The organism is Stenotrophomonas sp. YJH_SMC_4 (genome assembly GCF_059371575.1).
On sequence record NZ_JCAFUR010000001.1, the window covers coordinates 627,162 to 641,940 of the forward strand.

Here is a 14,779-nt window from a genome sequence, read left to right on the forward strand (position 1 = left end):
CCATCGGCCGCGGTGGACCGATCCACGTTCCCAGGGGCCTTGTCGAATGCACACACCGCATCCCACGCAGGACATCGTTCCCGCGTTCCTGCAGGCCATGCACGCGCACGGCATCGTGCCGGACGCGCGCGGCCGCGACGCGCTCAACGCCGATGGCACGCTGGTGCGCTTCCATGTGGAAGGCGACCGTCGTGGCACGCGCAATGGTTGGGCGGTGTTGTTTGGAGACCACGTGCCGGCCGGCGAGTTCGGCAGCTGGCGGACCGGCACCCGCCATGCCTGGTGCGCGAAATCGCCGACCGCGTTGAGCGCCGCCGAGCAGCGTGCCATCAGGCAACGCCAGGAGGCGGCCCGCAGCGAGCGCGAACGGCATCAGCGCGAACGCGAGGACGCCGCCGCCAGGGCGGCCAACGTGCTGTGGAACCGAGCCATTCCTGCCGATGCCCACCACCCCTATCTCGTACGCAAGGGCATCCATGCACATGGCCTGCGTGTGGCGCCATGGCCGGTGCGCAACAGCGATGGCCTTGTCTTCCGCCACATCGACAACGCCCTGCTGGTACCGGTGATGAACAGCGCGGGCCGTATCGTCTCGTTGCAGGCGATCTTTCCCCGCGTGGATCCAGCACTTGGCCGCGACAAGGACTTCCTTTCCGGTGGCCGCAAGCAGGGCTGCTTCCATGTCATCGGCAAGCCGGTTACCGGCCAACCGATCGCCATTGCAGAGGGCTATGCCACCGCCGGATCCATCCACCAGGCCACGGGCTGGTGCGTGGTGGTGGCCTGGGATGCAGGCAACCTTGGCGCGGTCGCCCGAGCCTGGCGCGGCGCCATGCCGGACGGGTCATTCGTGCTGTGTGCCGACAACGATCAGTGGACGCGGCAGCCGCTGGACAACCCTGGCGTCACCCTGGCCACGCAGGCTGCCGCGGACATCGATGCCCGCGTGGTCTGGCCCGAGTTCGCCACGCTGCATGGCGACGATGACCGCCCTACCGACTTCAACGACCTGCATCTGCGCGAGGGGCTGGACACCGTGCGTGCCCAGTTGTTGCCCCCCATGCCGCCGGCAGTGGGCGACGACGTGGCACTGGACGATGCGCCGTCATCGGCCAGCGCGCGCTACCAGGTGCCTGGCAACCTGTCCGCATTCGATGCCTTCACCCCGTTTCCCGATACCAACGCGCGCGGGCGGCCGTTGCCAACTGCCCGCAACCTGGCCGAGCTGTGCCGTCGTACCGGTGTGACCGTGCGCTACAACGTCATCCGCAAGGATCTGGAGATTCTGGTCCCTGGGCTGCAGACGACCGTAGACAACGCCAAGGAGGTCGCGGCGGGCGAAGTGATGGATTGCATGCACCGCACCGGCATGGCCACCGCCAGCTTCGAGACCAACCTGTGCCAGGTGGCCGAAGCCAATCCCTACAACCCGGTCGCCAGCTGGATCACCTCACGGCCGTGGGATGGCCAGTCCCGCCTGCAGGCGTTCTTCGATACCGTGCAGGAAGCCAAGCCCACGCACATGGCCGACGGCCGCGTGCTGAAGGAAGTCCTGATGCGGCGCTGGCTGATCTCCGGCGTGGCCGCGGCGTTTGAGCCCGATGGCGTGGTCGCGCGCGGCGTGCTGACGTTCGTTTCGAAACAGAACCTGGGCAAGACACGCTGGGCGCGGCAGCTGGCGCCGGTAGAGCTGCAACTGATCGCCGACGGGGTGGTGCTGGATCCGGCCAACAAGGACAGCGTCAAGCAGGTCATCTCCAGATGGATCGTCGAGCTGGGCGAAGTCGATGCCACCTTCCGCCGTACCGATATCGCGGCACTGAAATCATTCATCTCGCGCAGCCATGACGAGATCCGTCGCCCCTACGCGCGCACCGAATCCCGCTATGCGCGGCGCACCATCCTGTTTGCCAGTGTCAACGACGAACGCTTCCTCCGCGATGCCACCGGCAACACCCGCTGGTGGACCGTGCACGCCGTGGCGCTGGGCGAACCGGCGCGGATCGACATGCAGCAGGTCTGGGCTGAGGCCCATGCGTTGTACTGCAGTGGCGAGACCTGGCACTTGAGTGCCGAGGAACTGGATGCGCTCAATGCCACCAACAGCGAACACGAGCCCATCTCGCCGATCGCCGAACTGATCGATCGCCATTTCGACTGGTCGCTCCCTGCCGAACACTGGAGCGCGCATTACCGCGCCACAGAGATCGTCATCGCGGTGGGCATCGACAGGCCCAACCGTCGCGAGGTGAACGAGGCCGCCGCCTACGTGGTGAAGCGGCATGGCGTGCGCACCCGCGTGGTGGGCAAGGAGCGGGCCAAGGTCTGGCTGATGCCACAGCGCAGACGCAGTCTGGCCGAGCACGCGGCAGGGCCGTTCTAGATGCCGCGCCTCCATGATGGTCGCGACGTTGACAGCAGCAGCGGCGACTGGCGCCTGCACTGCGAAGCACGTCGCCTGCTGCAACTGGACGGCTACCGGCGCGTGGGCACCGACGGGCGCTGGACGGTGGTCAGTCCGCGCCGGCACCGCCAACAGTATCTCGAGGGTGTCCTGGCCGCACGCGGCCCGGTTGAGCGTGAGCGCCTGGCAGCAGCGGCATTGCGGCTGTGGATCGCCAGCCCGCCCGCCCAACCGCACCACACTGAAAGTAGATGGAAGGTGTTGACTAGGAGCATCTACAGGGGCAAGATGCAGGTATCGGCCCGCCACCTTCCAGGAGCGCTTCCGCCATGCCCCGTCCCCGACTGCATGCCTTCGAAGGTGAGCAGCTGACCGTGCAGCAGATCCAACAGCGGGTACCGGTGCTGTCCGAGCGGACCATCCGCGACCACCTTGCTGCCGGCCGGCGTACCCGCACCGCCATGTTGTGCTTTGACCCGATCGCCGCAGCGGCCCGGGGCGGACGCATCACCCAGCGCATCCTCCGCGCCCGCAGCATCGCCGGTCGCGATTCCTGATCCTCCGGCACCTGCCGCATTTCTCCAGGAGTAGATTCCGCATGATTCCCGCCTCCCTCGACAGCGGTCATCGCCTGATTGCCGACACACTGGCCGCGTTCCGTGCCGGCCCTGCACTGGGCAGCATCGCCCTGCGGCCGGCGCCACGCTCTCGTGTGCCGCTCTACATCGGCATCGCCGGCAGCAAGCGCTCGGGCAAGGACACACTCGCCAATGGACTGGCGTCGGCGTTGTCACTGCCATGCGACAGCTTCGCGGCCCCACTGCGGCAATTGGTCGCCTCCCTCCTCGGGCTCTCCCTGCACGAACTGGACAGCCGCAAGGAGGACGCCATCGACTGGCTGGCCGAACTCACCCCGCGCCACCTGATGCAGACCGCCGGTACCGAGTGGGGGCGTGACCGCGTCCATCCCGAGCTGTGGGTACGCTCGCTGTTCGCACGCCTGCCCGAGGGCGGGCTGGTACCCGACGTCCGCTTCGCCAATGAGGCCCGCGCGATCCGGCGTCGTGGTGGTGTCGTGATCCGCGTCAATCGCCCAGGCCATCGCAGCAGCGACCCTCATGCCAGCGAGCAGCCGCTGCCGCATGAGCTGGTCGACATCGAAGTCGACAATGACAGCACCCCGGCCGATCTGGTCCGCAGATCGCTGGACCAGCTGCGTTCGCGCGGTGTGATCTGATCCGGAATGCCGGCCCGCCATCCGGTCCATCCCCCGAACCCAGCGCAGGCCCCGACCCATCATCGGCGAAAATGATGTAAGGTCATCCCCCCATCACCGACGACACCTGTCGTCACCCTGCATCCCCAACCCATTTCGCAAAGAGGAAACGCCATGGAGGTCGAACAGTTCACGTCGACGCGCCTGAAGGCCATCGAGTTGTTCAAGTCCCAGCCCAAGGGCAGCAAGGACATCGTGAGCCTGGATGCGATCTTCATCTCGCTGTGCACGCTGGCCACTGCCCGGGCAGGCGCAGGCAGCGCCCAGCAGACGCGTACCGTGGCCCGCCCGGGCAGCCAGCAGCCGCCCGCGCCATGGTTCGTCGAAACCCTTGCGGCCCTGAAGGGCAAGGGCGAGTCGATCACCGTGGCGCGCTTCCTGATGTTCGCCAACCGCTTCCCGGTCAAGCGCATGGACCAGGTCAACGCGGCACGCTGGCTGCGCGACGCCGGGTACATCCCCCGCAAGACCGGCGGCAACCTGGTGTTCGATCTTTGATCCAGCGCCCCCTGCAGTCCTGAAGCCCCGGCATCGTCCGGGGCTTTTTCGTTTCCGGCCAGTACACGGCGCATGAGGCTGTGTGGCAGGTGGCCGTCCTCACCCTGTACCTGCCCCATCCCCTTGATCTGCCTCTGTTCCTGCCAGGTGAGGACAACGAGTACGGATGTACAGGAAAACACCAGCGGCCAGAGCAAGCGGATTCGGCTCACTGCAAGCAGGCGTGTCGTGCTCCTCCCCACTCCTCACGCACGACTGAACGTCTTCAGCGCGCCGATATAAAAGTAGATGAAAGGTGTTGATTAGTCATGCGGGATGGCAACAGTGGAGATCAATGCCACTGAAGACATCCTCCATGAACGCCCTGCCCGACAGCATCCAGACCCTGGCCGAGGTCATCGGCGAATCCGCAGCCCTCACGCTGGTGCGTGCCTGGCCGCCGACCACCTCCAGCACCACCGGCCGTCACCGCGTCATCGTCTACGTACCCTCCACCCTGCCCGACCAGCACCGGCTGATCGACATCCTTGGCCACGACGTCGCCCAGCGGCTGGTCGCGCACTTCGGCGGCGAACTGTTGTTCCTGGCATCCTGCTTCGCTGCCGGCGCGCACGAACGCCGTGAACAGATTGCCCGCGCGGTCGCCAGCGGCATGCCACGCGACCATGTTGCGCGTGAGTACGGCGTCTCACAGACCACCATCAAGCGCGCCCTGCGCGGTGCGCGCACCGCGTTGCCACCGGCTGTCCACCCGGCCCTGCTCAAGGGATACGCACGCGCATGAACGAGAGCGACCTGCTGGCCGGCGTGCCGGATTGGGCCAAGTACCTGGGCGGGACCTCGGGCGTGCTGATCGCGGTGTCGCTGTGGCTGCGCCAGTGGTTGTCGTCGGCCAAGGTCGACCGCACCGCCGATGAAGCCACCAGCAACACCCTGCGCACCCTGCAGGAACAGCTCGCGGCCGAACGTACACGCGCTGATGGGCTGATGCACGAGCGCGAGGCAATGGCCCAGGAGATCGGGCAGCTGCGCGGTGAAGTCAGCGCCCTGCGTGCACAGATCGCCCAGCAGAGCGTACAGATAGACGCCCTGCTGGCCCTGGTGCGCAAGCAGCCGGGGGCCGCCGCATGACCTCCGCTGCAGCCAGCGCCCTCGGTGGCACCAACGTTGCTGCGTTCCTGGACATGCTGGCGGTGTCCGAAGGCACCGATATACCCAGCCAGCGTTCGCGTGACCGCGGCTACGACGTCATCGTCGGTGGCCAGCTGTTCACCGACTACCGCGACCATCCCCGCGTGCTGGTGTCGCTGCCGCGCTACGGCATCAAATCCAGCGCCGCCGGCCGCTACCAGTTCCTGCGCAGCACCTGGGATGACCTGCGCGCGCGACTGGGCCTGCCTGACTTCGGCCCGGTTTCGCAGGACCGCGCGGCCGTGGCGCTGCTCAAGCAATGCGGTGCCTACGAGCTGATCCGGCTGGGCCGCTTCGATGCCGCCGTCACTGCGGCTCGGCGCATCTGGGCATCGCTGCCGGGCGCCGGCTACGGCCAGAAGGAGCACGCGCTGGAAACACTGCGCGCGGCGTACCGTGCCGCCGGCGGAGCCCTGCAGTGACGCCCGCGGCACTGAGGTTGGGCATCGGGTTGCTGGTCCTTGCCGGCAGCCACGCGAGCTGCGCCTGGCTGGGATGGACCCTGCGCGACCGCACTGCGGACCTTGCCGTTGCCACCACCCGGGCAGCGCAGCAGGAGGCCCGCACCGATGCAGTCCAGCGCGCGAACCAGCAGGCCCTCGCCAACAGCGCCGCAGGCGCGCAGGCCGAATCACAGCGCCTGGCCCACCAGGCCCGGCACACCGAACAGTTCAACACCCTGCAACGGGACATCGAGACCCATGCCAAGACTCCTGGTCGTGATCGCGGCGACGCTGACGCTGAGTTCGTGCGCATCTGGCGCGAGGCCAACGCCGGCCACGCCCTGCCGCGCTGACCTCAGCATCGCACCTGCCCAGCTGCTTCCCCCACCCCGCCTGCCGGACCTGCACGCAGCCAGCGATGACGCGCTGCTGCGCAATCACGTTGCGGTCGCACAGCAGTACCACGCGCTGGCCGACCAGCTGAGTGCGCTGCTGTGCAGCCTCGGCAGCCAGCGCGGCATCACCATCAATGGCGCCGTGCCGGCAGCACCCGCCGACTGCGGCAGCAGTGCCACTCCCACGCACTAAGCCTGCCGGATACGGCCACGCCTGCAATGCCACCCCACTGCGGTGATGGCAACACTGGCTGCAGACCGCGCGCGCCGCACGGGCCACGCCCTTCTTCCCTTCCCTGCATGAGCTGACATGGCGAACGATTCCTTCCCTCCCACGCTCGATCCGCTGATTGCCGCGATCGAAGCCGCTATCCGCGCACGCTTTCCGGGGTTTGCAAGCGTCGAGTTCCATCGCGACGCCAACGCTGAGGGGATGCCCCTGCCGGCCTGCCTGCTGGCGATGACCCGCTGTGACCGCAGCAGGGACAACAATGATGGCAGTGGCCTGCTGCAGGCCACGCTGCGCTTCGAAGCGCGCATTGCGCTGCCGGCAACCGATGCAACCACAACGCTGCAGCTGCGCAACGCGGCCCTCGCCCTGGCGACCTGGCTGCACCAGCTCGGCCGCTTCCCCGGCGTTGCCAGCGGTGCGATCGATGTGATTGCAGCATTGCCGGAAGACCCCGCGGCGGCACAGCCGGGCCTGCGCACTTGGATCGTCGAGTGGTCACTGCCGGTCGCGCTGGGCGACAACCCGTGGGACGACGCCGGTGGCGTGGTGCCGCAGGCGTCCTACAGCTTCGCGCCGGAGATCGGCCGCGCCCATGAGTCCCGCTACCAGCCGTTGCCGGAGCGCGCACGATGAGCGCCGAACACGCGCGGCTGATCGGCAACCTGCTGATGATCGGCGTGGTGCGCGAACTGGACGAGGCGAACGGGCGCGTTCGCGTCGATGCCGACGGCATGCTTACCGACTGGATTCCCTGGCTGGAACGCGGCGCGGGACCGGGCGTACGCACCTGGTGCGCACCCGAACCCGGCGAGCAGGTCGTACTGGCGTGCCCCTATGGCGACCCGGGCCAGGCGCTGGTACTCGGCAGCCTGTACCAGGACCGCTTTCCGCCGCCGGCCGACTCGCGCCTGCGGCAGCGCACCGAGTTCGCCGACGGCAGCAGCGTCGAGTACGACCAGGAAACCACCACGCTCAACGTCCATGTCGGCAGCGGCAAGGTCATCGTCACCTGCGCGAATGCACAGGTGATCGCCAGCGAATCGATCGTGCTCGATACACCCTCGATCAAGGCGACCGGCGATCTGGATGTCAGCGGCGCGATCAGCGCCGGCAAGGACATCAGCACACCGGGCGAAGTCAAGGCCGGTGCCATCGGCCTGAAGGCACACAAGCACACCGCACAGGGTCCGACCGCACCCACCACGCCCGCGCAGCCCTGAGCGGCCACGCCTGCAATGCCCTGAAAACCCGCACTCCACGACGATAGAGGCCATGCGAGGAATCGACGCCAACACCGGCAAATCACTGGATGGGCTCGCCCATCTCCACCAGTCCGTGCGTGACATTCTCACCACGCCTCTTGGCTCCCGCGTACTGCGCCGCGAATACGGTTCACGCGTGTTTGAACTGATCGATGCGCCGACCAACCGCTCGCTGCGCATGGACCTGATCGCGGCCACCGTCGACGCGCTGGCGCGATGGGAACCGCGTCTCCACGTCGAGAACGTCGACGTCTCCCTCCCCGCCCCCGGCGTGATGATCCTGGCAGTGACCGGGATCCACCTGCCGGACGGCGAGGCCATCACCATCGAAGGAATCGAGGTTCGCTAACCGTGGCATCCGGCTCGTTCACCAGTGTCAATCTGTCCCAGCTGCCTGCACCGGCGGTCATCGAAGTGCTCGATTTCGAAGCCATGTTCGATGAATCGCTGACCGCACTGCAGGCCCTGGATCCCACCTTCGACGCGCTGCTGCCGTCGGACCCGGCCTTCAAGATCCTGGAGGTCTGCACCTACCTGCGCCTGCTCGATCGCCAGCGTGTCAACGACGCCGCGCGTGGCGTGATGCTGGCCTATGCCGGTGGCAGCGACCTGGACCACCTCGCCGCGATCTTCGGCGTCGCCCGCCAGGTGCTCGACCCGGGCAGGCCGCAGGAAGGCATTCCACCGCGATATGAGAGCGATGAGGACTTCCGCCGCCGCATCCAGCTGGGCCCGGAAGGGTTCAGCGTGGCGGGGCCGGAAGGTGCCTATGTATTCCATGCGCTGAGCGCGGACCCGCGCGTGCTCGACGCCAGTGCGACCAGTCCCGCCCCCGGCGAAGTGGTGGTCTCGGTGCTGTCGCGCGAAGCGGATGGAACCGCCACCCAGGGGCTGCTGGATATCGTCGAGGCGAAGCTGAGCGCCGATGACGTGCGACCGCTGACCGACCACGTGCTGGTGAAGCCGGCCACGATCGTCACCTACTCGGTCGACGCCACGCTGTTCACCTTTGCCGGCCCGGATTCGCAGGTCGTGCTTGCCGAAGCGCGCACCCGCCTGGACCGCTACATCAGCGAGTCACATCGTCTCGGCCGCGATGTCACCCGTTCGGGGTTGTTCGCCGCATTGCATGCCGAGGGCGTGCAGCGCGTGGAGATCGTCCATCCGGCTGCAGATGTGGTGGTGGACCGAACCCAGGCCACGCACTGCACCGGCGTGACCCTGACCCACGGCGGCACCGATGAATGAGCCGAGCACGCGCCTGATCAACGCGCGCCTGCGCGGCGCGATCGATGGCCGCAACCGCACCTTCCGCCACCCCGGCGGCGCGCTGGCGAGCCTGCAGGCTGTGTACCGCACCGATGCACGGGGGCGGCAGCCGCTGCAGGGCAGCGTCATCGAGGGCAGCAGGGTCACCCTGGCCACTGCACCGGCGCCCGGCGAGGTCATCGATGGTGACGCCCAGGTGGTGGTGCCCTCGGCGGCAAACCTGCTACCCACCAACGCCACCCATGCCGAGCGCGCGCTTGCCCGCGCCATCGTTGCACGTCCGTTGCCGGTGGACATCACCGCGCTGTGGGATGCCGACCGCTGTCCGACCGCACTGCTGCCCTGGCTGGCCTGGGCACTGTCGGTGGACGAATGGAAGGCCTACTGGCCCGAAGCGGTGAAACGCGCACGGGTGCGCACGGCCATCGCCATCCAGCGCCGCAAGGGCACCGCCGGCAGCGTGCGCGACGTGGTGGCCGCCTTCGGTGGATCGGTGCTGATCCGCGAGTGGTGGCAGCTGCAGCCCAAGGGCGCGCCGCACACCTTCGAAGCGGTGATGACCATCGCCAACCAGGATGGCCAGTCCGCCACGGCGATGTTCGTCGAGGACGTCATCGGCGAAATCACCCGGACCAAGCCGGTGCGCTCGCATTTCACCTTTACCCAGGGCATGCAGGCCGACGCCGCCATCGGCGCACTTGCAGCCGCCCACGCCACGGCCTTCCGCCGCCTTCAACTGATCGGAGAGTAACCCCCGCATGCGCCTGAAAATCACCGATGCCGGCTTCGCCAAGCTGGTCAATCCGCCGAACACCGGCACCAACGCCGTCCTGATCACCCAGATCGGCCTGACCTCGACCGCCTTCGTGCCGTCGGCGGGGCTCACTGCACTGCCCGGCGAGATCAAGCGCGTCGCCACCTTCGGCGGCCAGGCCGTGGGCGATGACACCGTGCACGTCACCATCCGCGATGACAGCGCCACCTCCTACACGCTGCGCGGTTTCGGCCTGTACCTGGCCGACGGCACCCTGTTTGCCAGCTACGGCCAGGCCGATCCGATCATGGAGAAGTCGGCCGCATCGATGCTGCTGCTGGCCACCGATACCCGCTTCAGCGGGATCGACACGACGCAGATTCAGTTCGGCGATGCCGGCTTTCTCTATCCACCGGCCACCACCGAGGTCGTCGGCGTGGTCGAGCTGGCCACCAGCACCGAAGCCGAAGATGCGACCGACACCCAGCGCGTGGTGACCCCGCGTGGCGTGCGTGCGTACACCGACAAGCGCTTCGGCGCCAGCGCCCCGACCGCGCTGGCGAAGACGCTGCTGTCTGCGGCGAACACCGCGGCGGCGCGCACTGCGCTGGAACTGAAGAGCGCCGCGCTGAAGGACACCGGGCATGGCAACGGCCTGGACGCCGACACCCTGGACGGCAAGCACGCCTCCGAGTTCGCCCTGGCCGGTGACTTCGCCACCGTGGGCCACAAGCATGTGATTGCCGATGTGACCGGGCTGCAGTCGGCACTGGATGGCAAGGCGTCCAGGGGCGGCAACACGTTCACCGACCAGCAGTTCATCAGCGGCACGTATCCGTTGCTGGGCTTCGGTGCCGCCGGTGCCGAACAGTCCTTCATTGGCGGCTGGGGAAATTCCAGCCTGTGGCGCGTGTGGAGCGCGGACCGCAGCGCCAGCAGCGAGATAACCATCAAGCATGGTGATGGCCCGCGCTGGAATGGATCGATGATGTGGCATGCCGGGAACTTCGCGCCTGAAGCGAAGATGGACAAGAGTGGCGGGACGTTCACTGGACACGTCGGCGTGAATGGAAACTCGCTTCGTTCCTATGGATGGAATGGTGTGGCCAACGACGGCGTACTCGTGCTCGGCGATACCAACTCCTACATTTTCAAGAACGGCTCGAACTTCACTTTCGCCAACGCGGCAGGCGGATACACCGCCATGCTCAACGCGGGCGGCACTGTTTGGACCAGCGGCAATTTCGATCCAGCAAGCAAGGTAAGCAAAGCCGGCGACACGATGACCGGCGAGTTGAAGAATCTCTCGCACATCACCGCTGGCCCGGCAGCCAGCAATAAAGTTCGCATCACTGTTTCCGGGGACGGCTTCCCGTGCATCATGGGTACCAACCCAGCTGTCGATGCATATGTGCCGATGAACTACTACGGCACGCGGCACAACTTCAACTCCGGAATTTTCGCGAGCGGGCCGTCATTGTTCCGTGCTGCGGGCGATTCCCAGCCAGGCATCCGATTCCACTCGCAGACTCTCAACGGCTATCCACGTACAACGATTGAAGCCGTCACCGGTGACAGCAGCAGCTTCGCGGAAATGCATGCGATCAGCAACGGCTTCCACTTCTACAACCCCTCGTTGCGACGTGGTATCCGCATGTCCAACTCGGGACAAGTGACCACTACGCCGGAGTTCACTAACCCCGCCACCGGCATCACAGGTTTTGGCTTCACTTCGGAGGGTTCATTTGGCGGCGGATTCGGCATGCTGGACAACTCCATCCAGGGTGGATGGTGGATGGCCGCCGGCACCATGCAGTGGGGCATCAGCACCTATCCGAACAGCATGGGTGCAGCAATGATCCTTGGTGGTAACGGCGCGCTCACTACGACGGGTGGTTACGACTTCGGATCTTCGCGCAAGCTGAAGAACATCGATGGCGAACTCTCCTACGGTCTGGCTGTTGTAGAGAAGATGGAACTGGCGGCCGGTCACTACAAGCCCGAATACAACGACGACGGTCGCCGTCGCCTGTTCTTCGTCGCCGAGCAGCTGGCCGAACTGGTGCCGGAAGCGGTCGACCTGGAAGGCGTCGAGTTCCAGGGTGAGCGCGTGGCATCGGTCAAGCTCGACCAGCTGCTGCCGGTCATGGCCAAGGCCATCCAGGAACTGGCCGCCGAAGTGCGCGCACTGAAAGCGGAGCGCTGACATGCCCAGCGGATATCGCTCTTCCGGTGTCGACTTTGACGACCTGTTCGATCCGTACGTTGAAGGTCCACTGGCGCAGGATTCGGGCCGCCGTATCGGCGGCGGCGACCTGAGCCGCCGCTATGCCCACATCCAGTACGGCAGCAAGCGTGCCGACGTAGGCCATCGCATCAACGGAATGGACGTGTCCAACCTGTGGGCGGCCCGGGGCACCGCAAGCTACCGGCCGCCCTTCCATGGCAAGGACTACTCAGCCGGCAATGGCGCCAAAACAAACTCATTCGGCGATGTCACGGCGTCGGTGCAGATCAGCCTGCTGTCCGACGGCAACTTCACCGTCCACAGCAACAGTTACGGCGGTGGCAACGATGCCACCGCCCAGGTGGATTCCGGTCGCTGGGCACCGGCGGGTGCAAACCCCAGCCAGTACGAAGTGCAGTTCACGGCCAGCAACACAGGGGCTGCTTCGTTCAGCACAAGCGCACCGTCATTCTCCTCACTTGCGACATCGCGCTCGGCAACCGTATCCATCAGCATTCCTGCGGCATCTTCCATGTACGAGAGCATCACGGTTGAGATAGCCGTTCATCTCCGTCGTTCCGGTAGCCCCGCTCAGGTTTCAACCGTATACGCCAACGTCGCCGTTTCGGGCTGGTACTGATTGCACAGCGGGCCACCGCTGCAATTATCGCGACCGCCACATTCTCCGAACATTACCCCGTCGCCTGCACAAGCCGGCACACACCCACACCGAGGAAGAACCCCGAATGACCGAATTTCTCCATGGCGTACAGGTCGTCAACATCGATACCGGTGCCCGATCGATTGCCATCGCCTCCAGCAGCGTGATCGGCATCGTCGGCACCGCACCGCTGGCCGACACCGAAGCGTTCCCCATCAACACGCCCGTGCTGGTGACCTCGCCGTCGCAGGCCGCCAAGCTGTCGGCCACCACCGGCACCGATGCCGGCACCCTGCCCGGTGCGCTCGACACGATCTTCGACCAGTCCAGTGCCGTCGTCGTCGTCGTCCGCGTCGAGAAGGGCGCCAATGAAAGCGCCACCCTGGCCAACGTGCTGGGCGGCGTGAACGCCCAGACCGGCGCCTACGAAGGCGTGCATGCGCTGCTGGCCGCCAAGTCCATCGTCGGCGTCAAGCCGCGCATCCTGGTCGCACCCGGCTTTACCCATGTGCACCCGGCCGATCCGACCAAGCCGGAGGCCGTGCTGGCCAACCCGGTCGTGGCCGAGCTGCTCGGCATCGCCGACAAGCTGCGCGCGGTGATCATCAAGGATGGCCCGAACAGCAACGACGACGCTGCCAAGTCCACCACCGCCCTGACCGGCTCCAAGCGCGTCTACGTGGTCGACCCCGCGCTGCTGGTGCAGTCCGGTGATGCCATCGTCACCCGCCATGCCTCCGGTGCCGTGGCCGGTGCCATCGCCCGCAGCGACAACGAGCGCGGCTGGTGGGCGTCGCCGTCGAACCTGGAACTCAACGGCGTGGTCGGTACCGCGCGTGCGATCGACTTCGGCCTGTCCGATGCCACCAGCCGCGCCAACCTGCTGAACCAGGCCAACGTGGCCACGGTCATCCGCGAAGGGGGCTTCCGCCTGTGGGGCAACCGCACCACCAGCATCGATCCGAAGTGGCAGTTCCTGTGCGTGGTGCGCACCGCCGACATCATCGCCGACAGCCTGGAAGCCGCCCACCTGTGGGCCGTCGACCGCGGCATCAGCAAGACCTATGTCGATGACGTGCGCGAGGGCGTCAATGCCTTCCTGCGCGGCCTGAAGACCCAGGGCGCGATCCTCGGCGGTAACTGCTGGATCGACCCGGAACTGAACGCAGCGGACAGCGTGGCCCAGGGCCGCTTCTACTGGGACTTCGACTTCACTCCGACCTACCCGGGTGAGCAGCTGACCTTCCGCATGCACATGAACAACAACTACGTCTCGGAGATCTTCTAAGCATGGCGCGCAAGATCCGTAAAAACTTCAACTTCTACGTCGACGGCAAGGGTTATGCCGGCAGCGTGATGTCCTTCACCGCCCCCAAGCTGTCGCTGAAGACCGAGGACTTCCAGGCCGGCGGCATGCTGGCCCCGACCGAGATCGTGCTCGGCCATGAAAAGCTGACCGCCGATGTGGAGTTCGCCTCCGACGACGCGGAGATCATGAGCAAGTTCCACGTCATCGAAAGCAAGGAATACGGCTTCACCGCCCGCGAGGCACTGGAAGGCGACGACGGCGAAGTGACCCAGGTCGTGCACAACATGCGCGGCAAGGTGAAGCTGCTGGACCGTGGCGAAACCAAGGTCGGCGAGAAGGGCACGATCAAGGTCAGCCTGGCGCTGAGCTACTACAAGCTGACCCATGGTGCCCAGGTCGTGCAGGAGATCGACGTGGTCAACATGATCGCCCGCCAGGGTGGCGTCGACGTCCTGGCCGGCATCCGCGGCGCGCTGGGCATCTGAGCCCACGCCGCACCGAAGAACCCGGGGGCGCCTCGCGCCCCCGCATCCATCGCACCGCATCGCATTCCAGGAACGCATCCATGTCCAGCAAGACCAAGACCCCCACCGACACCGTCATCGAGCGCGATGGATTCGCCGAGATCACCCTCACCCGTCCGCGCCAGGTCAATGGCATGGAAACCGCCGTGCTGCGCATGCGCGAGCCGACCGTGGAAGACATGGAGCGCTACCAGGACGACAAGGGCAGCGACGCCCAGCGTGAGGTGCGGATGATCGCCAACCTGTGCGAGATCTCGCCGGACGACGTGCGCAAGATGCCGTTGCGCGACTACGCACGACTGCAGGCAGGCGTCGCGCTTTTTACCACCTGACC

At 66.4% G+C, this 14,779-nt stretch carries 19 protein-coding genes; all 19 read left to right on the top strand.

The window, feature by feature from the left end:
- The first annotated feature begins 46 nt into the window (after positions 1-46).
- The 19 genes from AC5P9F_RS02970 (at position 47) to AC5P9F_RS03060 (ending at position 14,777) form a co-directional block, all read left to right on the top strand.
- A complete protein-coding gene (locus AC5P9F_RS02970; protein ID WP_495231887.1) occupies positions 47-2,383 on the top strand; it encodes a VapE domain-containing protein in 2,337 nt (778 codons plus the stop codon).
- Positions 2,384-2,776, top strand: coding sequence for a DUF7696 family protein (locus AC5P9F_RS02975; protein WP_423164583.1), 393 nt, complete (start codon positions 2,384-2,386; stop codon positions 2,774-2,776).
- The gene (locus AC5P9F_RS02980) at positions 2,734-2,961 is read left to right on the top strand and encodes a hypothetical protein (RefSeq protein WP_099527126.1); all 228 of its coding nucleotides are present in this window, start codon (positions 2,734-2,736) and stop codon (positions 2,959-2,961) included. The genes AC5P9F_RS02975 and AC5P9F_RS02980 overlap by 43 nt, the downstream gene beginning before the upstream one ends.
- Positions 2,962-3,002: 41 nt before the next feature.
- Positions 3,003-3,641, top strand: a complete 639-nt coding sequence (locus AC5P9F_RS02985) for a deoxynucleotide monophosphate kinase family protein (RefSeq protein WP_049451083.1) — start codon at positions 3,003-3,005, stop codon at positions 3,639-3,641.
- A 153-nt stretch (positions 3,642-3,794) separates the two neighbouring features.
- Positions 3,795-4,178: a hypothetical protein gene (locus tag AC5P9F_RS02990; RefSeq protein ID WP_033835195.1), complete on the top strand. Its 384-nt coding sequence runs from the start codon at positions 3,795-3,797 to the stop codon at positions 4,176-4,178.
- A gap of 355 nt (positions 4,179-4,533) precedes the next feature.
- Positions 4,534-4,962, top strand: coding sequence for a Mor transcription activator family protein (locus AC5P9F_RS02995; protein WP_227860074.1), 429 nt, complete (start codon positions 4,534-4,536; stop codon positions 4,960-4,962).
- Positions 4,959-5,309 carry a hypothetical protein gene (locus tag AC5P9F_RS03000; RefSeq protein ID WP_043033662.1) on the top strand — a complete coding sequence of 117 codons (351 nt, stop codon included), beginning with the start codon at positions 4,959-4,961 and terminating at the stop codon, positions 5,307-5,309. Before AC5P9F_RS02995 ends, AC5P9F_RS03000 begins: the two co-directional genes overlap by 4 nt.
- On the top strand, positions 5,306-5,791 hold the full coding sequence (locus AC5P9F_RS03005) for a glycoside hydrolase family 24 protein (protein WP_099527124.1): 486 nt from the start codon (positions 5,306-5,308) through the stop codon (positions 5,789-5,791). Before AC5P9F_RS03000 ends, AC5P9F_RS03005 begins: the two co-directional genes overlap by 4 nt.
- Complete coding sequence (locus AC5P9F_RS03010) at positions 5,788-6,165, top strand: hypothetical protein (RefSeq protein ID WP_024956106.1); 378 nt, start codon at positions 5,788-5,790, stop codon at positions 6,163-6,165. Before AC5P9F_RS03005 ends, AC5P9F_RS03010 begins: the two co-directional genes overlap by 4 nt.
- Positions 6,166-6,517: 352 nt before the next feature.
- Complete coding sequence (locus AC5P9F_RS03015) at positions 6,518-7,072, top strand: hypothetical protein (RefSeq protein WP_099527123.1); 555 nt, start codon at positions 6,518-6,520, stop codon at positions 7,070-7,072.
- Positions 7,069-7,659: a phage baseplate assembly protein V gene (locus tag AC5P9F_RS03020; protein ID WP_100437956.1), complete on the top strand. Its 591-nt coding sequence runs from the start codon at positions 7,069-7,071 to the stop codon at positions 7,657-7,659. The genes AC5P9F_RS03015 and AC5P9F_RS03020 overlap by 4 nt, the downstream gene beginning before the upstream one ends.
- Positions 7,660-7,711: 52 nt before the next feature.
- A complete protein-coding gene (locus tag AC5P9F_RS03025) occupies positions 7,712-8,050 on the top strand; it encodes a GPW/gp25 family protein (RefSeq protein WP_005408332.1) in 339 nt (112 codons plus the stop codon).
- 2 nt (positions 8,051-8,052) lie between these two features.
- On the top strand, positions 8,053-8,949 hold the full coding sequence (locus AC5P9F_RS03030; protein ID WP_049459408.1) for a baseplate assembly protein: 897 nt from the start codon (positions 8,053-8,055) through the stop codon (positions 8,947-8,949).
- A gap of 223 nt (positions 8,950-9,172) precedes the next feature.
- A complete protein-coding gene (locus tag AC5P9F_RS03035; protein WP_239502330.1) occupies positions 9,173-9,721 on the top strand; it encodes a phage tail protein I in 549 nt (182 codons plus the stop codon).
- Positions 9,722-9,728: 7 nt separating this feature from the next.
- The gene (locus AC5P9F_RS03040; protein ID WP_111173607.1) at positions 9,729-11,930 is read left to right on the top strand and encodes a tail fiber domain-containing protein; all 2,202 of its coding nucleotides are present in this window, start codon (positions 9,729-9,731) and stop codon (positions 11,928-11,930) included.
- Position 11,931: 1 nt separating this feature from the next.
- Entirely contained in the window at positions 11,932-12,591 is a 660-nt protein-coding gene (locus tag AC5P9F_RS03045; protein ID WP_111173608.1) for a hypothetical protein, read from the top strand.
- A 106-nt stretch (positions 12,592-12,697) separates the two neighbouring features.
- On the top strand, positions 12,698-13,900 hold the full coding sequence (locus AC5P9F_RS03050; RefSeq protein ID WP_111173609.1) for a phage tail sheath C-terminal domain-containing protein: 1,203 nt from the start codon (positions 12,698-12,700) through the stop codon (positions 13,898-13,900).
- 2 nt (positions 13,901-13,902) lie between these two features.
- Entirely contained in the window at positions 13,903-14,406 is a 504-nt protein-coding gene (locus AC5P9F_RS03055) for a phage major tail tube protein (RefSeq protein WP_005412457.1), read from the top strand.
- 80 nt (positions 14,407-14,486) lie between these two features.
- Complete coding sequence (locus AC5P9F_RS03060; RefSeq protein ID WP_005412456.1) at positions 14,487-14,777, top strand: phage tail assembly protein; 291 nt, start codon at positions 14,487-14,489, stop codon at positions 14,775-14,777.
- Positions 14,778-14,779: the final 2 nt, after the last annotated feature.